21 protein-coding genes are annotated in these 23,264 nt (G+C 51.2%); 4 read left to right on the top strand and 17 right to left on the bottom strand.

Annotated elements, in window-relative coordinates:
* Window positions 1–2: 2 nt before the first annotated feature.
* Complete coding sequence (locus HBM92_RS13525; RefSeq protein WP_000340206.1) at window positions 3–1,739, bottom strand: potassium/proton antiporter; 1,737 nt, start codon at window positions 1,737–1,739, stop codon at window positions 3–5.
* Window positions 1,740–1,833: 94 nt separating this feature from the next.
* Complete coding sequence (ldcA, locus tag HBM92_RS13520; RefSeq protein WP_000051575.1) at window positions 1,834–2,748, bottom strand: muramoyltetrapeptide carboxypeptidase; 915 nt, start codon at window positions 2,746–2,748, stop codon at window positions 1,834–1,836.
* Between the two features lie 99 nt (window positions 2,749–2,847).
* Between ldcA and emtA the strand changes: the two genes are divergently transcribed.
* Window positions 2,848–3,459 (top strand): membrane-bound lytic murein transglycosylase EmtA, encoded by a 612-nt coding sequence (gene emtA / locus HBM92_RS13515; protein ID WP_001295994.1) that lies wholly within the window; start codon window positions 2,848–2,850, stop codon window positions 3,457–3,459.
* A 1-nt stretch (window position 3,460) separates the two neighbouring features.
* Here the strand turns inward: emtA and HBM92_RS13510 are convergent, their stop codons facing one another.
* Window positions 3,461–4,195 carry a flagellar brake protein gene (locus HBM92_RS13510; RefSeq protein WP_000020177.1) on the bottom strand — a complete coding sequence of 245 codons (735 nt, stop codon included), beginning with the start codon at window positions 4,193–4,195 and terminating at the stop codon, window positions 3,461–3,463.
* A gap of 200 nt (window positions 4,196–4,395) precedes the next feature.
* Here HBM92_RS13510 and HBM92_RS13505 point away from each other — a divergent pair, with 200 nt between their 5' ends.
* On the top strand, window positions 4,396–4,650 hold the full coding sequence (locus tag HBM92_RS13505; protein ID WP_000511315.1) for a GlsB/YeaQ/YmgE family stress response membrane protein: 255 nt from the start codon (window positions 4,396–4,398) through the stop codon (window positions 4,648–4,650).
* 49 nt (window positions 4,651–4,699) lie between these two features.
* Here the strand turns inward: HBM92_RS13505 and HBM92_RS13500 are convergent, their stop codons facing one another.
* The 10 genes from HBM92_RS13500 to dhaK form a co-directional block, all read right to left on the bottom strand.
* Window positions 4,700–6,670: a TonB-dependent receptor plug domain-containing protein gene (locus tag HBM92_RS13500; RefSeq protein ID WP_001304440.1), complete on the bottom strand. Its 1,971-nt coding sequence runs from the start codon at window positions 6,668–6,670 to the stop codon at window positions 4,700–4,702.
* A 25-nt stretch (window positions 6,671–6,695) separates the two neighbouring features.
* Window positions 6,696–7,550, bottom strand: coding sequence for a ModD protein (gene modD / locus HBM92_RS13495; RefSeq protein WP_000576827.1), 855 nt, complete (start codon window positions 7,548–7,550; stop codon window positions 6,696–6,698).
* Window positions 7,547–8,359: a class I SAM-dependent methyltransferase gene (locus HBM92_RS13490; protein ID WP_000904011.1), complete on the bottom strand. Its 813-nt coding sequence runs from the start codon at window positions 8,357–8,359 to the stop codon at window positions 7,547–7,549. The genes modD and HBM92_RS13490 overlap by 4 nt, the downstream gene beginning before the upstream one ends.
* A 9-nt stretch (window positions 8,360–8,368) precedes the next feature.
* Window positions 8,369–9,127: an ABC transporter ATP-binding protein gene (locus tag HBM92_RS13485; protein ID WP_000173310.1), complete on the bottom strand. Its 759-nt coding sequence runs from the start codon at window positions 9,125–9,127 to the stop codon at window positions 8,369–8,371.
* Window positions 9,124–10,104: a FecCD family ABC transporter permease gene (locus HBM92_RS13480; protein ID WP_001261256.1), complete on the bottom strand. Its 981-nt coding sequence runs from the start codon at window positions 10,102–10,104 to the stop codon at window positions 9,124–9,126. The genes HBM92_RS13485 and HBM92_RS13480 overlap by 4 nt, the downstream gene beginning before the upstream one ends.
* On the bottom strand, window positions 10,104–11,126 hold the full coding sequence (locus HBM92_RS13475; RefSeq protein WP_000060136.1) for an iron ABC transporter substrate-binding protein: 1,023 nt from the start codon (window positions 11,124–11,126) through the stop codon (window positions 10,104–10,106). The genes HBM92_RS13480 and HBM92_RS13475 overlap by 1 nt, the downstream gene beginning before the upstream one ends.
* A gap of 330 nt (window positions 11,127–11,456) precedes the next feature.
* Window positions 11,457–13,154, bottom strand: a complete 1,698-nt coding sequence (gene treA, locus HBM92_RS13465; RefSeq protein ID WP_000841742.1) for an alpha,alpha-trehalase — start codon at window positions 13,152–13,154, stop codon at window positions 11,457–11,459.
* A 318-nt stretch (window positions 13,155–13,472) separates the two neighbouring features.
* A complete protein-coding gene (gene dhaM / locus HBM92_RS13460) occupies window positions 13,473–14,891 on the bottom strand; it encodes a dihydroxyacetone kinase phosphoryl donor subunit DhaM (protein ID WP_001304434.1) in 1,419 nt (472 codons plus the stop codon).
* A 10-nt stretch (window positions 14,892–14,901) separates the two neighbouring features.
* Window positions 14,902–15,534, bottom strand: coding sequence for a dihydroxyacetone kinase subunit DhaL (gene dhaL, locus HBM92_RS13455; protein WP_001298093.1), 633 nt, complete (start codon window positions 15,532–15,534; stop codon window positions 14,902–14,904).
* 10 nt (window positions 15,535–15,544) lie between these two features.
* Window positions 15,545–16,615 carry a dihydroxyacetone kinase subunit DhaK gene (dhaK, locus tag HBM92_RS13450; RefSeq protein ID WP_000733694.1) on the bottom strand — a complete coding sequence of 357 codons (1,071 nt, stop codon included), beginning with the start codon at window positions 16,613–16,615 and terminating at the stop codon, window positions 15,545–15,547.
* A 227-nt stretch (window positions 16,616–16,842) separates the two neighbouring features.
* Here dhaK and dhaR point away from each other — a divergent pair, with 227 nt between their 5' ends.
* Window positions 16,843–18,762 (top strand): dihydroxyacetone kinase operon transcriptional regulator DhaR, encoded by a 1,920-nt coding sequence (dhaR, locus tag HBM92_RS13445; protein WP_001443119.1) that lies wholly within the window; start codon window positions 16,843–16,845, stop codon window positions 18,760–18,762.
* Between the two features lie 36 nt (window positions 18,763–18,798).
* Here the strand turns inward: dhaR and HBM92_RS13440 are convergent, their stop codons facing one another.
* From HBM92_RS13440 to pth, 3 genes are all read right to left on the bottom strand, one after another.
* Window positions 18,799–18,975, bottom strand: coding sequence for a hypothetical protein (locus tag HBM92_RS13440; protein ID WP_001311636.1), 177 nt, complete (start codon window positions 18,973–18,975; stop codon window positions 18,799–18,801).
* Between the two features lie 191 nt (window positions 18,976–19,166).
* The gene (gene ychF / locus HBM92_RS13435) at window positions 19,167–20,258 is read right to left on the bottom strand and encodes a redox-regulated ATPase YchF (protein ID WP_000505872.1); all 1,092 of its coding nucleotides are present in this window, start codon (window positions 20,256–20,258) and stop codon (window positions 19,167–19,169) included.
* Between the two features lie 116 nt (window positions 20,259–20,374).
* Window positions 20,375–20,959 carry an aminoacyl-tRNA hydrolase gene (gene pth, locus HBM92_RS13430; RefSeq protein ID WP_000152933.1) on the bottom strand — a complete coding sequence of 195 codons (585 nt, stop codon included), beginning with the start codon at window positions 20,957–20,959 and terminating at the stop codon, window positions 20,375–20,377.
* 277 nt (window positions 20,960–21,236) lie between these two features.
* Here pth and ychH point away from each other — a divergent pair, with 277 nt between their 5' ends.
* The gene (gene ychH, locus HBM92_RS13425; RefSeq protein ID WP_000823885.1) at window positions 21,237–21,515 is read left to right on the top strand and encodes a stress-induced protein YchH; all 279 of its coding nucleotides are present in this window, start codon (window positions 21,237–21,239) and stop codon (window positions 21,513–21,515) included.
* A 54-nt stretch (window positions 21,516–21,569) separates the two neighbouring features.
* On the opposite strand, the gene dauA is transcribed toward ychH, so the two are convergent.
* Window positions 21,570–23,249 carry a C4-dicarboxylic acid transporter DauA gene (gene dauA / locus HBM92_RS13420; protein WP_001033350.1) on the bottom strand — a complete coding sequence of 560 codons (1,680 nt, stop codon included), beginning with the start codon at window positions 23,247–23,249 and terminating at the stop codon, window positions 21,570–21,572.
* Between the last annotated feature and the right edge of the window lie 15 nt (window positions 23,250–23,264).

The raw sequence follows: 23,264 nt of genomic DNA, 5'->3' as shown, positions 1-23,264 counted from the left end.
ACTTAAGATTCGGCTTCTTCCTCCGCTACCCGAACACCAATCTTCAACACTTCATTATCTTCTTTCTCGGCCACCGTCCAGATCATCCCGGCAAACTCTACCTGGTCACCGACAACCGGTGCTGCGCCTAACAACTGCTGGACGATTTCACCCAGCGTTTGCTGCTTATCGCGATATTCTCGCCCGTCTTCCAGACCATATATCAGCGCCACATCAGCATATTTGGCGCTGGCTTCGAGAATGAAGTCACCAAAGAAGCGTTGATCCAGCGCGACCGGCGGCGACTGGCTGAACAGTTTACCGAGCGCCGGGAGATCGCGTTCCCGACCAATTACACACAACACATCGCCTTCGCGCAGTCGGGTGCTGCCGGTGGGATGAAGCAACTGGTTATCACGAAACAGTGCCGCAATACGCGTCTCTTTTGGCATATGCAAATCACGCAGTGCCGCGCCCACGCACCATTTATCGGCACTCAATTGATAAACAAACTGCTCCCACGGATTTTCCGGATGAATATCCAGGCCAACGCGTGACACCGGACGTCCCACTGGCGGAACGACCACTTTGGCTTTTTTCGCCGCCCACGAGAGTGATGTTCCCTGCAATAGCAGTGAAACCAGGACCACAAAGAAGGCGACATTAAAGAACAGTCGCGCATTCTCCAGCCCCGCCATCATCGGGAACACAGCCAGAATAATCGGCACCGCGCCGCGTAATCCTACCCAGCTGATAAACACGCGCTCACGCAGATTGAAGCCACGGAACGGTAGCAATCCGGCAAATACCGAAAGAGGACGGGCGAAGAAAATCATCCATGCGGACAAAATGAGCGCCGGAATGGCAATGGGCAGCAGATCGCTTGGGTTAACCAATAGCCCCAGCACCAGGAACATGGCGATTTGCGCCAGCCAGGCGAGGCCGTCGAAATTTTGCAGGATGCCGTAGCGGTTGCGAATCGGCCGATTACCCAGCAGAAAACCGCACAGATAAACAGCCAGAATACCGCTGCCTTCCAGCGCCGTGGTTAAAGCAAAAATTAAAATACCGCCGCTTAATGCCAGCAATGGATATAATCCGGCGGGCAGGGCGATGCGATTAATCATTTGCAGCAGTAAATAACCACCGCCAAGCCCGATGACAATCCCGAGGCCAAATTGCTGCAGAATATCGACCACGAACATCCAACTGACACTGCTTTCATGTTGCTGGATCATCGCAATCAGGGTAATCGTCAGAAAGACCGCCATTGGATCATTACTGCCGGATTCAATTTCCAGCGTCGAGCCAACACGTTCGTTAAGCCCCTTACCACCCAGCAGAGAAAAGACCGCTGCAGCATCGGTGGAGCCGACGATAGCGCCGATTAATAATCCTTCAATCAAATCAAGATTAAACAGCCACGCCGCCATCATGCCGGTTAAACCAGAGGTGATAAGCACGCCCAGCGTCGCCAGCGACAGTGCCGGTCCTAACGCCACACGAAAGGAGCTGGCCTGAGTACGCATCCCGCCGTCGAGCAAAATAATCGCCAGCGCCAGGTTACTTACCATGTAGGCGAAGGGGTAATTATCAAACGGGATACCGCCGACGCCATCAACCCCCGCCAGCATGCCGATCGCCAGAAAAATAACCAGAATGGGAATGCCAAGACGGGAAGAAAATGAACTAAGTAATATACTGCTGGTGACAAGGATGGATCCTAAGATGAAAAGGCTAATTATTGTTGTGGCATCCAACGGTCGGTTACTCCTGATTACGCTGTCTCTTATATAAACCCTACCATATTAGCGGCAGAGACAGCGTTTTACTTAGCCCTGAAGCGTGATTTTTTTACATTTTAAGAACAGGATGACCGCTAATCGTCAACTGGGTGCCTTCCTGGGTGTTATTAAGAATGGCATGTGCGCCCAACGGCAGTGTAACCGTGCGTTGTTCATGACCAAAATCGAGGCCGGTAATGAGTGGAATCGACAGGCGGGAACGCAAAAACGCGTACACTGACTCCAGGTTGTAACCTGCGTCATAATCATTAGGCGTGCTGCCGCTAAAGCTACCGAGAATAATCGCCTTCTGACGTGGCAAAATTCCAGCATGATAGAGCTGCAACAGCATACGTTCGACGCGGAAAGGGTGCTCGTTAATATCTTCCAGCACCAGAATACCGTTCTCAATTTTTGGCATCCACGGTGTACCAATCAGTGAAATCAGCATCGCAAGATTGCCTCCCCACAGCGTGCCTTCGGTCTGACATGTCGGGCCTTCCCCTTGCCATTCAATGGTGAACGTTTTATTGCGTAACGCCAGCCAGAAGTGGTGCTCGGTAAAGGCATTTAGTTCATCCGCGCCAAAGTTTGCTACCAGCATGGGGCCGCTAAAGGTGATGACATTGCCTTGCGCCAGAAGACCGCACTGAATGGCGGTAAAATCGCTATGTCCGCAAATGAGTAACGGGTCATGTTGTTGGCGAGCCACCAGTGCCTGCCAGTCAATATCTGCCAGTAAACGACTGGCACCGTAACCGCCGCGTACAGACAGCACGATGGTGTTGGGGGTAGTCAGTCTGGCAAGAGAATTGAGATCTTCCAGACGCTCCGTTTCCGTACCCGCAAAACGCTCACAACGACGGGCAATAACCTCGACGTTATTGACCTGATGCCCCGCGTCGGTAAGGCGCTGGATACCACGCAGCGCGGCGTGCTGTTTAATGCAGTAACCCGATGGGGCAATTAAGTGAAACAGAGACATGGCAATTCCTTGCTGACAACAGAAACGAAATGTATATCATGCCGCTTAGGTGTGCCGTTGTCACCTCAACGGCGATTCCAGGCTATAAGGACAGAAGAAGTGAAATTGAGATGGTTTGCCTTTTTGATTGTGTTATTAGCGGGTTGTTCATCAAAGCATGACTATACGAACCCGCCGTGGAACGCGAAAGTTCCGGTGCAACGTGCGATGCAGTGGATGCCAATAAGCCAGAAAGCCGGTGCAGCCTGGGGCGTCGATCCACAATTGATCACGGCGATTATCGCTATCGAATCGGGTGGTAATCCGAACGCGGTGAGTAAATCGAATGCCATTGGTTTGATGCAGATAAAAGCTTCAACCTCCGGACGTGATGTATATCGTCGTATGGGCTGGAGCGGTGAGCCGACGACCAGCGAGCTGAAAAATCCGGAGCGTAATATTTCAATGGGGGCGGCTTACCTGAATATTCTGGAAACCGGCCCGCTGGCAGGCATTGAAGATCCGAAGGTACTGCAATATGCGCTGGTGGTGTCATACGCTAACGGGGCAGGTGCGCTGCTACGGACTTTCTCGTCAGATCGGAAAAAGGCGATCAGCAAAATCAACGATCTGGATGCTGATGAGTTCCTCGATCACGTAGCGCGAAATCATCCTGCGCCGCAGGCTCCGCGCTATATCTACAAACTTGAGCAGGCACTGGACGCGATGTAAATCAGTCGCGCACATTGTCCGCTTTTTTCCGGGCTTCTCGCTCGAGAGAGAAAATAATCCGCTGTAATTGCCGCTCCACCGTCGGGCTGACGTTAAGAAAACGGAAGCTCAGACGGGGAGTGGTGATGGTTTCATTTTTGCCATCAATCACTTTGCGCTCGCTGATGGAGATTAACTGGGCGTCAAAGTGAAAAACACCCCATTGCCCCATGTTGACTTCAATCTGAGCGAAGCGCATGCCTTCGTGTAATTCGGCAGGCTTTGCTGTTTCCAGTAATGCGCCCATGCCGCCTAACGACAAATCATACAGGCGGAAACGTAACGTACTGTTATCCGCCAGTTTGGTCTGGCAAAAATAAGGCGGATGGAGTGGGGCGGTGATGCGGAAATATCGGCGTCGTTGTACAAACCATAAGGTGGGAGGCGGTACGGTAATAAATGCCGGAAGCAGCAAGTATTCACTCTGCTGTAGTTGTTCAACAGTAAACTCGACTTTCGCACCCTGAGTTTCGGCGGTAATGGTAATGTGCTGCGCCTTTAGCACGGCGATGTTGTCTTCGGCCTGGCTGCCGAAATCCAGCACCAGTTTATCCGGAGTTATTGCCAGTATTTTGCTGATCAGCTGCCCGCCATTCCAGCTGATACGCAAAGGAATTGCGGCTTTGTTCAAATCGCGTAACACGCCCAGGACGGCTAACGGATTTTGTTTCAGGAACTGCTCATGGTAATGACTCACGCGGAAAAACTCCTGACTGACAAACTGTCTTTGGTTTATCGGTCGCAGTTAACAAAACTTAATACAAATGCGCGAATATTTTTTACATGTTGTTCTTAAATCAGCCGACATACGCCCAGCATCGATCCCGCCCTTGCCTATACTTAGAGCGTTGACGTAAGCATTTCTTGCGTCCGATTCATCGAAACGAGGGCCTGAACATGGGAATTATTGCCTGGATTATTTTTGGCCTGATAGCCGGTATTATCGCCAAGCTAATCATGCCGGGGCGTGATGGTGGTGGATTTTTCCTGACCTGTATTCTTGGGATAGTCGGTGCGGTGGTCGGCGGCTGGCTGGCGACCATGTTTGGCATTGGCGGCTCCATCAGCGGTTTTAATTTGCACAGCTTCCTGGTGGCGGTGGTGGGCGCTATCCTGGTGCTGGGCGTATTCCGCCTCCTGCGAAGAGAATAAGATTTTCATAAGGCGGATAGCGATACAGATGCCGCTATCCGCTTTCACATCAGAACGTATACTCGATACCAGCCCAGAAATTGCGACCTTCTTCAATAAACCCTTCACTGTAGGCATATTTGGTATCAAACAGGTTATTGACCGACGCATTAACGCTGAAGCCATGACCTAAGGTGTAATCGGCTCGAATGTGGGTCACCGCAAAACCGGCGGCTTTTTGTGAACCGTCACTGTTGCTGTAGCTGGAGGAACGCGCCTCTTCCGACAGCGTTACGCTTAACGGCTCCCACGGTTTGAGAGTCATCCATGCGGTCATTGTCTGCGTTGGCAGATCGGTTATCTTGCCGATGTCTTTGCGTTTGGCATCAGCGTGGATCAGGGCGTAGCTCAATCCTACATCCAGTATATTGCTGATTTTCCCCTTAATACCGGCATCCAGACCGCTGTAATCCACCGTGCCGCTGTTCTGATTTTGAATGGTATCGGCATCGATATTGTGCGAGAGGATGGCATCACTCACCCGGTTATAGTAAACGCTGACCTCAAATCCCCAGTCGTGCGTGAAGGCACCATTCCAGGTTAAATCCACCCCGCGCGCGCGTTCCGGCTTGAGCTGCGGGTTAACAATCGCTATCTGGTTATACGCAGGTTTGGACGTGGTATAGCGTTCTTTCAGCGTCGGAAAGCGTGTGCGGTCATAGTACGAAAGCGCCAGCGTGTCTTCATTGGCAAAGTGGTATTTCCCCATCACCTGCCAGTTAAAAGCTGACTGATTGTTGTCGTCATAATGGGTGATACTGCCATCTTTCTCATGTTTTTTCGCTTCTACGCTATCGCGCCAGTCATAGCTGATTCCAGCCACGACATCGACATTATCGGCAGCAGCCCATTGATATTCACTGGCGAGCGACCAGGTACGATCTTCATAGCGATCGTAAGCGGCGTGCGGCGCACCTTTTTCCCGGTGTACGTCATCTTTCCAGTTAACGGCAAACGACAGCAGATCGTTTTCACGCACATCGGCTGCCAGTTGTAACCCGGCACCGTCGCTGTAATCGGAATAATGGCTGTAGCTGCCTTTTTTATTTTTCAAATCAGCCAGCGAGTTGTACATCATTAGCGTATTTTCAAAGGTGTCGTGATACAGCCGACTTTTCAGGGTAAAACGATCGTTTAGTTGGGTCGTTCCCTGATAATAAAAACTTTCTTTGTCATACTCTGGCCACTGCCAGTAGCGTGATTTCTGACCACTATTTCCACTGTATGGCGGGTTATCTTTTTCACCATCCTGCTTAATGTAAGTCAATGTGTATTCATCGTTTTCGCGTGGTGTAAAACCGAGCTTCACAATGCCGCGTTTATCATCAGCCGATGAATTAATCATCTTGCCGTGTTTGCCTGCAATATCATTATTTACACCATGCGGCAGGCCGAGAAAATCCTGCTTTAGCTGGCTACCGCTGACTTGCAAATACCCCAGATCGCTGCTGGCGGCAAATGAAGCATGCATATCGTAGGCATTGTCCTGGCTACGGCTCCATCCCTGACGATATCCCAGACTGGCTTCCAGCGGTTTAGTCGGCTTCTGGGTGGTGATATTAATGGCTCCGCCCATCTGATTAGGCCCCTGAAGCAGCGACGAATACCCTTTGGAAACTTCAACTGCCCCCAAATTGTTGGTCAGAATCCGCGCCAGATCGAGGTTGCCGTCATAGGGAACATAAATGGGCACACCGTCGAAATAGACCGGCACCTGACGACTATCAAAGCCACGAACTTTGACCTGTTCTTCGTTGCGGCTACCTGACTTTTGCAGCACCACGCCGGGGACGACACTTAATGCCTGAGCGACATTCTGTTTATCCAGGGCCTTCATGGTGGGTTGATCGAGAACGGTGGTTGTCGTCGATGATACCGGACTGGACCATACGGTCAGCGTGTCACTCTCCTGAGCCGCTACGGACTGCTGGGTAAAGGCAAGTGATAATACTGTGCAGAGATAACGTTTTTTGAGTCTCATAGAATAAATTCCGTTTAACAAAGAATTAAATAGAGGCTGCGGGTTGCAGACTGACTTTAATGTCAGCAGGTGCCGCGTAATAAGGCGCGGAGGTAATAAAAAGGCGAATGCCGCAGTCGAGGTAATTTTTGAGTGTTGTCAGATTAATTCCGCCGGTCAGAGCCAGCGTGCAGTGGGGAGCCAGCGACGGTGCTATTTGCGCAATTTCAGTTGCCTGTTGCGGACTAAATTTGTCGAGCTGAAGTACGTCTGGTTGCGCGCGTAACGCGGCGATTGCCTCTTTCGGCGTGTCGGCTTCAACAACTATTTTCTTCTCGGGTGCGTGGCGACGTAACTGATTGATTGCGCCTGACCAGTCCTGATTGTCATGAAGAAAATGGCGGTGGTTGGCAAACAATAATATGGTTTCCGCACATCCGGCACGATGAATCAGTCCTCCGGCAGCCAGAATTGCCTGCGAGGCCAGTAAGCGGGTGCCCGGAATTGCTTTTCGGGTGCAGGCGATATTGCCATCAGGGTAACGTTCACGAAGTAACGCCAGCATTTGAGCGAGATAATCAGAAACACCGCAACTCCACTCCAGCACATTCTGGACTGCCTTCCATCCCTGATGAAGTGCTGCGGCATTACCTTGCGCACGGATTAGCCGCTGACCCGCGTTCGCTTGTGAACCGTCGCTGACCGCGTCATCAATAGTTAATCCCAGCGTAGTTAACATCTTACACGCGACAGAAATTCCGCTGACGCAGCCGCCCTGACGGAGAAAAAACTCTATATAGCCATGCTGGTGTCCAATATTTAATGCTCGCGTGGTCAGGTCACCGCCCTGGATATCTTCCAGAAGTAACGCATCGATTTGTGCCTGAGAAAGGAAAATCATCGCAGTGTCTCCTGCGGTACGCTATCCCACCAGATGAGCGCCCAGTCGCGGCTGGCAGGGGCGAGGGCACGAGCATCTTGTTGTTGATACCAGCGATATAACCGCTCACGCTCATCGTCGTTAAGCGCGCCCAGACTCCAGCTGACGTTCTGCTCAAAACGTTCCCAGGTGCTGTTATCCTGTTGGCAATTTTGTCCACGGATAAAATCAACGTGAGCATAAATTCCCATCTGATACAGGACGTTGAGCGCAAAGATATAGTTGGGTAATTCGATCACTTCCCGACCAGCCGCCCGCTGAATGGCTGGAGAGACGAACGAGGTGCTGACCAGATGAGTCGTATAGACGCGAAGCCGTGCCTGATTATTCAGTTTGCTCATTGCCTGGCGCATATCAGCCACCAGAGTGGAGCGGGAAGCCACGGCAATATCGCAGCGTGGCAGGTCACTCCAGTCCTCTTCCCAGGCGCGCTGGATCCAGTGGACATTGTCTGCCTTTAGCGCGGCGGCGCGACGGGCGGCAACGTTCAGCATCCCCTGACTGTAATCAACGCCATAAATCGTCGTGAGTTTGTCCGCCAGCGCCAGCGATACGGTACCCGGTCCGCAGCCCATATCGAATAAGGTTTGCGCGCCTTGCAGGTCAATTTTTGAGGTCAGTTGTTGCAGGTAGCTGTCCGTAGGCGAGGCGCAATTTTCCGCCATTTTTTCCGCCCGTTGATCCCAGTGATCCGGCGTTTTTTCTGTGCGATGGGCCAGCCTGAGTTGCTGAAGGTAAAGGTCTGCAAAATCAATATCGTCAATGAGCATGATTTTTCCTTAGTGCTTAATTGCAGAGAGGTGATGGTGAATCTGGTCGGCAGAAACCCGGTACAGGGCAGCCAGTTTTTTCGTTGTTAACTGTTCGGTCGGTAAGCCTTGTGTTACTCGTCCATCTGGCTCTACCTGGATAATGCTGTCGGCAATGGCGTTTGCATGGAGCGGATGATGAGTCGACATTAACATTGTCATGCCGTTATTTTTGAGCTGCGCCAGCGTGTCCAGAAGTTGGATCTGATGACCGAAATCGAGGCTGGAGGCAGGCTCATCCAGTAATAACAAGCGCGGTTGCTGGACGAGTGCACGGGCGATTAAAGCCAGCTGACGTTCACCGCCGCTAAGCGTATTCCAGCGTCGTGTCGCCAGATGCAAAATGCCCAGCTTTTCCAGTTGCTCCGTTGCTTTCAGGCGTTCTTGCTTACCGGGAACGGAAAAAGCGCCTATGGTGGGGGCCAGGCCCATCAACACCATATCCAGCACACTAAAAGCAAAAATGCCGTCGTGCGCCTGCGGCACCCAGGCAATAGCCTGCGCGCGCTGGCGATGGCTGAGTGTCTGCACAGGGAGGCTATCCAGTAAGATCTCGCCTTTTAATAACGGTATAACGCCAAGAATGGAGCGCATGAGTGTGGTTTTGCCGCAACCATTGGCTCCTAACAGACAACAAATTGTTCCTTGCGACAGGGTGAAGGACACGTCGCGTAGCACCGGATGGCGGGAGTAACCCAGAGACGCATGACGGACGGCAAGCAAAGTCACTGGCGACCTCCGCGTAACAACAAAAACAGGAAAAACGGTGCGCCAACAAAAGCGGTCAGAATGCCAAGTGGGATTTCTGTTGTTCCAATGCTGCGTGCCAGCGTATCGGTAAGCAGGAGCAGAATCGCGCCAGTACACATTGCCATGGGCAACAGCTGCTGATGGTTATGACCGGTCAACAAGCGGGCAATGTGCGGAACGACCAGGCCGACCCAACCAATTATGCCTGCTATTGCTACCGTGCTGGCGGTGATGAGTGTGGCGCAGACAATCAATCCAAAGCGCAGACGTGTCACGTTCAGTCCCAGCGAACGGGCTTCGTCGTCGGAAAGTGTGAGTAAATTCATGCGCCAGCGGAGAAAAAACAGGGGCAAGGAGCCTATGAGAATGATCGGTGCAGCATAGCAGAGATCGCGTAAGGTCACGGTGGACAGCCCCCCCAGCAACCAGAAGGTAATTGACGGTAACTGGGTGTAAGGATCGGCCAGCGTTTTTATTAGCGATATCCCCGCTCCGCACAACGTGCCTAATGCAATACCTACCAGCACCAGGGTTAAGATCGGAGCGTGGCGGGTCACCCGACGCGTAATCAACCAGACGCCCGCGACCACCATCAGCCCGCCGCAAAATGCGTACAGCTGGATGTAAACAATGGATAATCCGCACAGGATTGCCGCGCAGGCACCAAGTCCGGCACCGGCGGAGACGCCTAAAATATCCGGTGACACTAAGGGATTACGGAACATTCCCTGATAGGTGGTTCCGGCCCCTGCCAGCGCCGCGCCCAGAAACAGCGCAGCAAGAATACGCGGCACGCGGATTTGCCAGAAGACAATTTGTTCTTGCACAGGAACATTTTCTTGACGAAGAATGAGCGCCAGCAGTTGCTGCATATCGAGATGATAAGCCCCACTTACGGCGGCAAAAGTGATACTGATAGCTGCCAGCAGCAAAATACATCCGTTTACGGTTCTCATTAGCTCGCCACCAATTTTTGATAGTCGGCGTCACTGAGTGAACAATGCCAGAACAGTTGGGCGTAATGCTGCATGTCACTTTTAAACTGGCGATTGATGGCGGGATCCAGCCAGGCGTGAAGTCTGCGTAATCCCAGAAGACGGTTGATTCCCGGCGGGGCATCCAGCCAGCCAAAGGGCAGGCCACTTAAAAATAAGATGCGTTGTTCCGCAACCGCTTTCACGCCCTGCCAGAGAGGATCACGACGAATAAAATCTGCAGTAACGGCCTCCTGAACCAGAATAATATCCGGCTGCCAGCGCAGGAGATTTTCCATGGAAACCTGTGTCAGACCGTGGCGATCGGCTATTTGCGCGACGTTATGCAAACCTAATAATTCCGCCGCCTCGGTATGCAACGAACCCTGTAAGCCCGTTTCCAGCCCTCGAGGACCGCGCGCAGCATAAAAGCTGAGGTTAGCGGCGGGTGAGGTGGCGAATGCCTGAGCTTCACCAACGAAGCGGCTGGCGAGATTGGCTTGTTCTGCGGCGCGGTGCTCTTCGCCTAACGTTTTGCCAAGCGTTGTTAACTGTTCTGCTGATTGTTCCAGTTTCCCGTTAAGCAATAACCAGGGTATTTGTGTCTGTTCGCTAACCTGCCGTGCCTGGGAGATCCAGGTTTCATCCGTATTGCCGCAATCAACGACCAAATCGGGATGTAACGCCATAAGCCCTTCCAGCGAGAGTGTGCTGGCGCGCCCGGCGAGTCGTCCCAGCCTGGGGAACTGGCGAATGTGCTCTGGCAATGGAATTAATGCCTGACGGGCAAAATCAAAAGAGGAAAAACCGACCATTTTTTCTGGCGCGACAGCCAGCAATAGTAAATCGGCGGGCGCGCCTGCGCTGACGATGCGTGTAATGTTTTGGGCTTCGGGAAGCGTCAGTGAGGCCCAGAATTTGACTGATTGTGCAAAGGACGGCAGATGATGCAGGAACAATGTCGACGCAAGAATCTGTGTAAACCTCCGTCTGGTTAGTGACATAAGTTATATCCTGATAATAAAAACCGCTATATATTTACATATATATCGAAAAAAATCATGTTTGATGTCAAAATTTGTCTAAAGAGACAGAATGATTTGCTTGTTGCTTAAATAACACTTTGTTCCACAAGAAAATTGTCAGGGAGAATGGCGGAGTGGCGAAAAATATAAATAGAGGTGTAATGATTAACAAATTGATAAAATAAAATTAAAATCTTCTCTGATAAAAGAAAATAAAGGCATAGACCGTAGAATGGGGGGCATTTCGTGGCGAAAAAAGAGCAATGCCAATTTTATGCACATAATGGCATTGCTCGATATACAGCAAAGTTAAGGCGTAGGTTCCGCCTCTTTTTGTTTTACCGGCTGTGTTGTTGACTCACTGAGTGGACGCGTCGCCGGAACATTGTCACACGGTTGCTCTTTCGGGCAGATCAAATCCAGCATTTTCAGCGTCACGCCATTGGTCCAGCCAAAGCCATCCTGTAATGGATATTCGCCACCGCCGCCCCCTGTTCCGGTGGCGCTGACATCATATTTTTCCACCAGCTTTTTCTCCCGGTCATAGGTGTGCTGAACATTGGTCAGGAAGTGCCAGCTAATGTCCATCGCCACCTCTTTTTGCCCGTAGTTTTGTAATCCTTCTGTCGCGACCCACTGCAACGGTGCCCAGCCGTTTGGCGCATCCCATTGTTGTCCACTTTTCACCGACGTGGTGTTCAGGCCGCCGGGTTGCAGCAGATGTGTTTTCGTCGCCGTCGCCATTTTGCTGGCGCGATCTTTCGCTGCCGCATTGACGTACAGCGGGAACAGGGCGGCCGCGGTTAACTGATTGCGCACTTTATGACTTTTCAGGTCGTAATCGGCATACCAGCCTTGTTGATCGTTCCACAGGTATTTTTCGATCCCTTTTTGACGGGCATTCGCCAGCGTTTCGTACTGGTTTGCCATCGCGTTATCTCCGGCAGCTTTGCTGGCGCGGGCGAGGATTTTTTCCATTTTAAACATCAGGCTGTTCAGATCGACCGGTACGATGCTGGTGGTGCGTAAGGTATTTAACTGCTGCGGATTGTCCATCCAGCGTGAGCTGAAATCCCAGCCAGACGCAGCGGCAGAGCGCAGGTCGCGGTAAATTTCAGTGGCAGGTCGATTCGGATTGCTTTTGGCAGTGGCAATATCTTCCACCCATGACTCTGGTCGTGGCGTATCGCGATCGTCCCAGTAGCGGTTGAGAAGGGTACCATCCTGAAGTTTTACAACGCGTTTTTCCTGTTGTCCGGCTTGCAGGTTTTCAACACCGTCCATCCAGTAAGCATATTCTTTTTGCATTTGCGGCAGGTATTGTTTCAACGCGGCGTCGCCTTCATGCTGCGCCAGTAACTCTACCATCAGGGCAAAGAAGGGCGGCTGCGAGCGGCTTAAATAGTAACTGCGGTTGCCGTTGGGAATATGACCGTAAGTGTCTATTTCATGAGCAAAATTGGCTACCATATCCGCGACTTTATCCCAGTGACCGCTTTCGGCAAGTCCTAACATGGTGAAGTAACTGTCCCAGTAATATACCTCGCGAAAACGTCCGCCGGGCACGACATAAGGTTTTGGCAGCGGTAATAGAGAATCCCATTTTTCGGTGTTTTCGGTAGAACGCGTTAATACCGGCCAAAGTCCGTCAATATGTTCGCGCAGTGATTGCCCCTCTGGCGGAACATATTTCTCGCCCTCTTTCGGCAGGGTGAAATTGACGTTAACGAAATGGCGTAGATCAAATCCGCTCTGGTTTTGCTGCATCCGATAATCAGCAAGGATCATCAGCGGATCGCTGTTCGGCACGGCATCGGCAAAGGTTTTTTGGTCCGGAAAAAGTTTGGCGTTTTGCACATCATTAAACAGCGGCCCTAATAAAATATCAGGCGGTTGTGGTGTTACCGATGTTTCTTCTGCCTGCACCGATAGCGCAGCGAAACACAAAAAGATGCAGGCTGGAATTAACGCCATTTTTTGCGGGCGAGAAGGTGCGGGGGATTTCATCAGTCATTCTCCTTTGGCGAAACCGAATAAAACGGTATTCAAGTATCAGAAAACCTTAGTTCAGGATCGCACTAGCTGCATGATCGAAATCACATTCTGCGAACTGACAGACATTTTAGAAAAGGGAATTAAAGAGATAAATAACGGCGAAATAGAGTGATAAAATAACATCTGTTTATTAGTCAGCCAGCGACGTTGGGTTTGCGATTAGCGAAGAAAAATCATCATAATTTGGTGAAAAATATAACAGGTAGTTAAAAACATCAGTGCAGAGTAAATTGCCGGATGACATCAGAATGATGCCATCCGAACGGTGGTTTAACCCTGATGGTTGAAACGTTGCGTTTTAACGTCCAGCGTTAGCGTTTCTTCTGGTTGTATCGCATACAGTTTCTCACCCTGCTGGCAAATCCAGCCAATTCCCAGTTCACGGGCGATTAGGGCACTGTGGGATAGCGGACTTCCGGCGCTAAGGCAGATACCTTTTACAACCGCTGGATCCAGTTGCAGTACTGTGGAGGGATAAATGTTCTCCGCCAGTAGAATAGTTGGCGAGTTAAACTGCGGGAGTTCTTCTTTCGTTTGGGTCAGGTGGACCAGGGTGCGATGCAGAAGATCGTCCACATCGATATAGCGAGCCTGTAGATATTCATCATCCAGCTGTTGGTATTGCTGGCTAAGTTCTTTAAGAACTTGCTGCCAGGCATATTCCGCCGTGCAATGTTCATGCTGAAGGAGTTCGCTTGCCGCCGCCTGCAGTTCCGGATCATCTAACAGTGTATGGTGACCAGAAAAGATTGCGGCAATATCGTCAAGCCCACTGGTTTCTGCTTTCGCTGTTAACGTCATCAGATCTAATAACGTGAAGTCAATGGCCTGGCGTAATCGTTCTTGTTCTTCTTCCACGGTCAGGGTTGATTTTGCCTGTACCGTACATAAAACAGGTTGATAATAAAAGGCTTTACCCGAAACAGGCGGAACGGGACGCAGAGTAGGTGGAGCAACTTCCTCCGTTTCACCAAAGTTATCTTCAGCCAGCTGACGGAAAGCGATCAGTGCCTCTTCAGCTTCTGGTCCTTTCGCAATCAGGCGCAGCGTATCGTTATAGCGAACTTGTAGTAACGCAATCTGGTTAATACTCTCCGGTGTAACGCATTTGCCGTTTTTCTCCAGCAACATATCGGCATTAAATGTCGATAAGGTATAAACCAGCCGGGAGGCCGGACGTACATGCAGGCCGTTACGGTTTTTTATGACCACCGACAGAGAACGGGCTTCTTCATCGTACGGAGGACATGTGCCAGAGATTTCAGTGTCAGAGGACGGTAAACCCAGTTGTTCACGTTTGGCTTCCAGCGCATGCATGGCGTCAAAGATAACTTTGTCGATATCCGCCCCCGAGGCCGCGCTGACCGTTGCTGCCAGTGTACCTTCGACCAACGGCGCAGCACACAAACGTACTTTTGCGGCGATCTCGGGAGCCAGCAATTCCAGCGCAGTTTCAGCACTCAATAATGCGCTACCCATATCCATCATGACCAGCACATGGTCGGCATCGGCAACAGATTCGATGGCCTCCATCACTTTGACGGCATCGGTACCAATGGGATTTTGTGGATCGTCAATTCCCGCGGCAATGGCGATTTTACAATTATCACTCATTAACATCTGACGGGCTAATTCACCGACACCTTCTCCCAGTCGGCTGCTATGTGAAACTATGACCAGGTTTACCATCACCAATTCCTTACTCTTTTGCGGCTAACGCCAACATTTGCATCATAAACATCACCGAGGTCGCGCCGGGATCCTGGTGACCAATACTGCGTTCACCGAGATAACTGGCGCGGCCTTTGCGGGCTTGCATCGTAATCGTACTTTGTGCAGCGGATTCGGCGATGCTACTGGCAGCGTCGAGCGCCGCCGGAACAGGGAGATTTTGCTCGCAGGACTGACGTAACGATTCCACCACCGGCACCCACACATCACACATGGTTTTATCGCCAGGTTCGGCTTTCCCGCGACTGATTACGCCGTCCGCGCCATCGCGGAACATCTGATAAAGCTCTTCCAGCGTCAGGCTTTGCCGTGCCTGGGTTGTCTGTGCGGCGCGGATAAAGAAGGTACCGAACAGCGGACCACTGGCACCTCCGACGCTGGAAAGTAGCGTCATGCCGGTATTCTTGAGAATGAAACCGATATCTTTATCTGCGATAGCAGGGAGTTTTTCCACCACTTTGCTAAAGCCTCGATTCATATTTAGCCCGTGGTCAGCGTCGCCAATCTCGCGATCCAGTCCAGTAAGATACTCGCTCTCGGTGCTGAAAATATCGCCACAACGAGTGAGCCAGTTAACAATTTGAGTTCTGCTCAGTGACATTGCTTTCTCCTTATTTACCCCAGTTAAGGGCCGGGGTGTGGACAGGGGCGTCCCAGAGTGCCAGCGTTTCGTCATCAACTTTCAGTAAGGTGATTGAGAAACCGGTCATATCCAGTGAGGTGCAGTACGCGCCAATTAAATTACGTTCGATAGTCAATCCCGCTTGCTGGCAACGTGTGGTCAGGCGGTTATAGACGCCGTACAGCTCAGAAAGCGGAGTTGCGCCAAGATTGTTAACCAGCGCAATCACCCGATCGCCAGACTGGAGCGGTTGTTTGGTTTGTGGTTCTTCCTGCCAGCTGCCTTGTTGATAATCCCAGAAACGCAAAGTGCGATGGTATGAGCCATTTTCCAGCAGGGTGTCGAACATTTCATCGACGGTTTGATCAAGGGAAGAGAAGGGGCGGCGGTCAATACCTGGCTCACCATGAATGCCGACGCCAAACTCCATCTCATTATCCGCCAGGGTAAAAGAAGGTTTGCCCGCGGCAGGAACGGTACAGGCACCGAGAGCGATACCTATTGAATGGCCTTGATTATTCAACTTACGCCCCAGTTCCGCACAGGCGTCCAGTGAGTCGCCACGCTCCGCCGCTGCACCTACGAGTTTTTCAATTAATACGGTGTTGGCAACGCCGCGCCGCCCGGCGGTATAAAGACTGTCTTTTACTGCAACGTCGTCATCAATGACCACAGTGGTCACTTTTACGCCGCTATCGTGCAGTAACTCGGTTGCTGTTTCGAAGTTAAGAATATCGCCGGTGTAATTTTTGATAATCAACAGTACACCTTCGCCGCCATCAATTTGCATGGCGCATTCAAAGATTTTATCGGGCGTCGGTGAGGTGAAAATTTCGCCCGGACAGGCCCCAGAAAGCATCCCCTGACCGATATAACCACAATGCATCGGCTCGTGTCCGCTGCCGCCACCCGACAGCAGGGCGACTTTTCCTGCAACGGGGGCATCAGCTCGGGTGACATACACCGGATCCTGATGCAGTGTCAGCGATGGATGCGCCTTCGCTAGTCCTGCCAGTTGTTCGTCCAGTACGTCTTGCACATCATTGATCAATTTTTTCATTATTTTGCTCCAGCAATTACGGTAGGGCATGGATGATGTTCAACGACACGGCGACCACTGACTGCCGATGAATCCATTGTGCATCAGGCAAGGGAAAAGAAAATTAGCCCAAATTAGGTTTCATAGTGAAACATATGCTTTAATGAATGTTCCATATTGAAACTTTTACGTGTATTAATACTTAAAATTGCGAGCCGGAACACCTTTTGTCATAAGGGATGCGGGATATGAGTGGCGCTTTTAACAACGATGGTCGGGGCATATCTCCCTTAATTGCAACCTCCTGGGAGAGATGCAATAAGCTGATGAAACGGGAGACATGGAACGTACCACACCAGGCCCAGGGCGTGACATTTGCTTCTATTTATCGGCGTAAGAAAGCGATGCTGACGCTCGGGCAGGCTGCGCTGGAAGATGCCTGGGAATATATGGCACCGCGAGAGTGTGCGTTGCTTATCCTCGATGAAACCGCCTGCATTCTCAGCCGTAATGGCGATCCGCAAACCTTGCAGCAGCTAAGTGTACTGGGATTCAATGACGGCACGTATTGCGCCGAGGGAATTATTGGTACTTGTGCGCTATCGTTAGCGGCTATCTCTGGTCAGGCCGTGAAAACGATGGCCGATCAACATTTCAAACAGGCACTCTGGAACTGGGCCTTTTGCGCAACGCCGTTGTTTGACAGCAAGGGCCGATTGACGGGAACAATAGCGCTGGCGTGTCCGGTTGAGCAAACTACCGCAGCTGATTTGCCGTTGACGTTGGCAATCGCACGCGAGGTCGGAAATTTACTGCTGACGGACAGTTTGCTCGCTGAAACTAACCGTCATTTAAATCAACTTAATGCCCTGTTAGAAAGTATGGATGATGGCGTGATTAGCTGGGACGAGCAGGGTAATTTGCAATTTATCAATGCCCAGGCGGCGCGGGTCTTGCGCCTTGACGCGACGGCAAGTCAGGGACGAGCAATCACTGAACTCTTAACGTTACCCGCCGTATTGCAACAAGCAATAAAACAGTCACATCCGCTCAAACACGTAGAAGCCACCTTTGAAAGTCAGCATCAGTTTATTGATGCGGTGATAACCCTTAAACCGATAATAGAAACGCAGGGAACCAGCTTTATTTTATTGCTCCATCCTGTGGAACAGATGCGGCAGTTAATGACCAGTCAATTAGGAAAAGTCAGCCATACCTTCGCTCATATGCCACAGGACGATCCGCAAACCCGCCGCTTGATTCATTTTGGTCGCCAGGCGGCACGCAGTAGCTTTCCTGTCCTGCTTTGTGGAGAAGAGGGCGTGGGCAAGGCACTGCTAAGTCAGGCAATTCATAATGAAAGCGAGCGTGCAGCGGGGCCTTATATCGCCGTCAATTGTGAGTTATATGGTGATGCGGCGCTGGCGGAAGAATTTATTGGTGGCGATCGCACGGATAGTGAAAATGGCCGTCTGAGTCGGCTGGAACTGGCGCACGGCGGCACGCTGTTTCTTGAAAAGATTGAATATCTGGCGGTGGAGTTACAGTCTGCCTTGCTTCAGGTTATCAAGCAGGGGGTTATCACGCGACTGGATGCGCGGCGTTTAATACCCATTGATGTCAAAGTGATTGCCACAACGACCGCGGACCTCGCAATGCTGGTGGAACAAAATCGTTTTAGTCGCCAGCTGTATTACGCGCTGCATGCATTTGAAATTACCATCCCGCCACTGCGTATGCGGCGTGGCAGCATTCCGGCGCTGGTGAATAACAAATTACGCAGCCTTGAAAAACGCTTCTCTACGCGGCTGAAAATTGATGACGATGCCCTCGCTCGCCTGGTTTCCTGTGCATGGCCTGGCAACGATTTTGAACTTTACAGCGTCATCGAGAATCTTGCTCTGAGTAGTGATAATGGGCGCATTCGCGTCAGTGATTTGCCGGAACATCTGTTTACCGAGCAGGCGACAGATGATGTCAGCGCCACCCGCCTTTCCACCAGTCTGTCATTTGCGGAAGTTGAAAAAGAGGCAATTATTAACGCAGCCCAGGTCACAGGCGGTCGCATTCAGGAAATGTCGGCTTTACTTGGGATCGGCCGCACTACGCTGTGGCGGAAAATGAAGCAACATGGCATTGATGCAGGGCAGTTTAAGCGCCGTGGATAGCGGGAGAGTATGTACTTTCCCGCTATGAATTGCTAATTAATAGCGACCATGACTGCCGTGATTTGGTCCACCATTTGAAGGTGGCATTGGCTTACCTGAGGGCGCAGGACCACGAGGGCCATCGCTGTGGCGGTGATGATGGTGGGGAACACAAGCACTCAACAGGCTTGCAAAGACAATTGCTAACAGGCTGAAGGTAAATGTTTTTTTCATGACAAACTCTTGAACGGTTAATGCACTGTGATTGTTATCACATAAAAGCTGCATTGTTAATATTGTCAGGAGTCTGATTATGAGTTTTGGTAACTCAGAATTGAAAGAAGACGCGTAGCAGGCGTAAAAAAGCCATTACGTGCAACTCACATAATGGCTCGTTATTAACCGCCAGGGTAGTATTAGCGGAATTAGACGTTGAACAGGAAGTTCATCACATCGCCATCTTTAACGATGTAATCTTTGCCTTCTGCACGCATTTTGCCTGCTTCTTTCGCGCCTTGTTCACCTTTGTAAGTGATGAAATCTTCAAACGAGATGGTTTGTGCACGGATAAAGCCTTTTTCAAAATCAGTATGGATTTTGCCCGCTGCCTGCGGCGCGGTTGCACCAACCGGAATGGTCCATGCACGCACTTCTTTCACCCCAGCGGTGAAGTAAGTTTGCAGGTTCAGCAGCTTATAACCGGCACGGATCACACGGTTCAGGCCCGGCTCTTCCAGCCCAAGCTCCTGCATAAACTCGTCACGCTCTTCGTCGTCCAGTTCGGCAATGTCTGCTTCAACAGCAGCACAAACCGGAACTACAACAGAACCTTCTTTCGCTGCGATTTCACGCACCTGGTCAAGATACGGGTTGTTTTCAAAACCGTCTTCGTTGACGTTGGCGATGTACATTGTTGGTTTTAGCGTCAGGAAGCTCAGGTAACGAACAGCCGCTTTCTCTTCAGCGCTTAAATCCAGCGCACGCAGCATACCTGCGTTTTCCAGCTGGGGCAGGCATTTTTCCAGTACCGCCAGCTCGGCTTTCGCGTCTTTATCGCCACCTTTGGCTTTCTTCTGTACGCGATGAATCGCACGTTCACAGGTGTCGAGATCCGCCAGCGCCAGTTCGGTGTTGATAACTTCAATATCATCCGCCGGGTTAACTTTGCCGGAAACGTGAATGATGTTGTCATTTTCAAAGCAGCGAACAACGTGACCGATCGCTTCGGTTTCACGGATGTTGGTCAGGAACTGGTTACCCAGACCTTCGCCTTTCGATGCGCCTTTTACCAGACCGGCGATATCGACAAATTCCATGGTCGTGGGAAGTGTACGCTGCGGTTTTACGATTTCAGCCAGTTGATCCAGGCGAGGGTCAGGCATTGGTACGACGCCCGTGTTCGGCTCGATGGTGCAGAATGGAAAGTTGGCCGCTTCAATACCGGCTTTGGTCAGCGCGTTGAACAGGGTAGATTTCCCGACGTTGGGCAAACCGACGATACCGCATTTGAATCCCATGATTTAAATCACCTTAATATCTTAATAATCAACCTGTTATTGCTAACAGATTGCAGAAATGGAAATAACTTTGCCTATTATACACGGCACTCGGCAAAAATGCCGCAGACAACGACTTATTGCGCTTTAAAGGCGTGCAATCGGTTCGTTGCTTTGGTCAAGCCATCTGTAAACCACATTTCAGTACAACGCGCCGCTTCGTCGATGGCTTCATCAATTAACTTCTGTTCACTAACAGGCGGTTTGCCTAACACAAAACCGACAACTTTATTTTTATCGCCCGGATGACCGATTCCGATGCGTAAACGGTGAAAGTTAGGGTTATTACCCAATTTACTGATGATGTCTTTCAGTCCATTGTGACCACCATGACCGCCACCCAACTTAAATTTGGCGACGCCAGGAGGCAGATCCAGTTCGTCGTGGGCCACCAGAATTTCGTCCGGATTAATGCGGAAAAAACTGGCCATCGCCGCAACGGCTTTGCCGCTGAGATTCATAAATGTAGTCGGGACTAACAGGCGGACATCTTCGCCTCCAAGGGTGACTCGCGAAGTATAACCAAAGAATTTAGCCTCTTCGCGCAGCGGAGCGCGCAATCGCTCTGCCAGTAAGTCAACGAACCAGGCACCAGCATTATGTCGCGTTGCGGCGTATTCAGCACCGGGGTTCGCCAGGCCGACAATCAATTTAATCGTCACGTTTTTTTGTCCTGAGTGTGTACATAACTGGCGCGTAGTTTACTGGTTGCGGCCCCGCTTGACAAAAAACTGCGTATCAAATGCAGATAATGCAATTATTGCCTGAGTGGACTATTAGAAAGTCAAGGTGTTCAGGCGTTTATTTGTAAAGTTTTGTTGAAATAAGGGTTGTAATTGTGATCACACCCGCACATAACCTACAGGGTGTTGTCTATACTTTACACATAAGGAAGAGGGGTATTCCCTGTTACAACCCAGAAAGTTCCGGAGGTGACATATGAAACGCAAAAACGCTTCGTTACTCGGTAACGTGCTCATGGGGTTGGGTCTGGTGGTAATGGTGGTCGGCGTGGGGTATTCAATCCTCAACCAGTTACCACAGTTTAATATGCCCCAGTATTTCGCACATGGTGCTGTGCTAAGTATTTTCGTCGGTGCGATTCTCTGGCTGGCGGGTGCCCGTGTTGGCGGGCATGAACAGGTGTGCGACCGTTACTGGTGGGTTCGCCACTATGACAAACGTTGCCGCCGTAGCGACAATCGCCGTCATAGCTAACAAATAATGCAGTTTGCTGACCAGTCAGTTTGCGCTGACTGGTCAATCTCGTACTTATAAATCCGCCATCGCCGCGCGACGATTCGGGAAGAATGCGAGGCGTCCCGGGATCGGTTGAATGCCTGCGCGAGCCATAGTGCGCAGTGGCTGGAATTCCAGGTTGCACACGCGCAGTTCACATCCTTCGGGCAGACGCTTCACAAAACGCTGGAACGCATCAAGACCACCAGCATCAAGTACCGGAACGGCATCCCACTTCAGAATCACAATCCGTTTGCCTTCAAGACGTGACTCCAGGTCCGTGAATAAGCCTTCAGCGGCAGCAAAAAACAGCGGGCCAATAACGCGCAGAACCAGGACATCGTCTGGAACGTCTACGACTACCGGTGCCAGGCGAGTCATACGTGCGATACGACGCATAAACAGCAGCGATGCCAGCACGATCCCCACGCTGATGGCAATAACCATATCGAACAGCACGGTCAGCGACATGCACAGCAGCATGACGATGATGTCATCTTTCGGTGCATGACGCAGCAAGTCGACCACTTTGTGCGCTTCACTCATGTTCCACGCCACCATCAACAGCAGGGCTGCCATGGCGGAAAGCGGCAGCCAGGAGAGCAGCGGTGCCAGTACCAGCAGGGCAAGAATAACCAGAATAGAGTGGATCACCGCCGAGATAGGGGAAGTTGCCCCGGCACGGACGTTAGCGGCAGAACGCGCGATGGCAGCTGTAGCGGTAATACCACCAAAGAACGGAGCGATAATATTCCCCAATCCCTGTCCAACCAGTTCGCTGTTCGCCTTGTGTTTTGTCCCGGTCATACCATCCAGCACCACGGCGCAGAGCAGAGATTCGATTGCGCCGAGCATTGCCATTGAGAATGCCGCAGGCAGCAGTGTGCGAATAGAATCCCAGGTTAGCGTGAATTCTGAATTAGGCAGATCCCACGGCAGCACCAGTTGCGGCAGCAGTTGCGGAATACCGTTACCCTGAGAACCATCGGCCAGGACGTAGTGGAATTGCGAACCGATGGTAGCAACATGTCCGCCGAGCAGGTTAACAATCCCCATCACCGCGCAACCAGCCAGCAAGGCCGGAAGGTGGCCGGGTAAACGTATGCCCAGACGCGGCCAGAAAACCAGAATGCCAAGCGTCACAATGCCAATGGCTGCATCACCCACATTAATGGTCGGCAGCGCCATAAATAATGCGCCGACTTTTTGTAGATAATGTTCCGGGACATGGGCCATTTGCAGACCGAGAAAATCTTTAATCTGCATGGTACCGATGGTGATCCCGATACCCGAGGTGAAACCTAAGGTGACGGAAACCGGAATATACTCAATCAGGCGACCAAAGCGTGCCAGCCCCATCAGAATCAAAAAGATTCCCGACAGCAAGGTCGCAACCAGCAGTCCTGCCAGTCCAAACTGTTGCGAAACGGGATAGAGAATTACCACAAATGCCGCAGTCGGACCGGAAACGCTAAAGCGTGACCCCCCCGTCAGAGCAATGACAATCCCCGCAACAGCTGCGGTATATAAACCGTACTGGGGGGCCACACCACTACCAATAGCCAACGCCATCGCCAGCGGGATAGCAATAATCCCGACGGTTATCCCGGCAATCAGGTCACGGGTAAACCGTGCGGCAGTATATTTTTCTTTCCAGCAAGCGTCGATCAGAGCGCGGAAAGGCATCACATGTGAGGAAAATATTTTGTTCACAATAATGTTTCATCC

Origin of the sequence: Escherichia sp. E.sYA108, assembly GCF_011754335.1 — a bacterium.
In the GTDB taxonomy this organism is placed as follows: Bacteria; Pseudomonadota; Gammaproteobacteria; order Enterobacterales; family Enterobacteriaceae; genus Escherichia; species Escherichia coli.
This window is presented reverse-complemented; position numbering and strand designations above follow the sequence as displayed.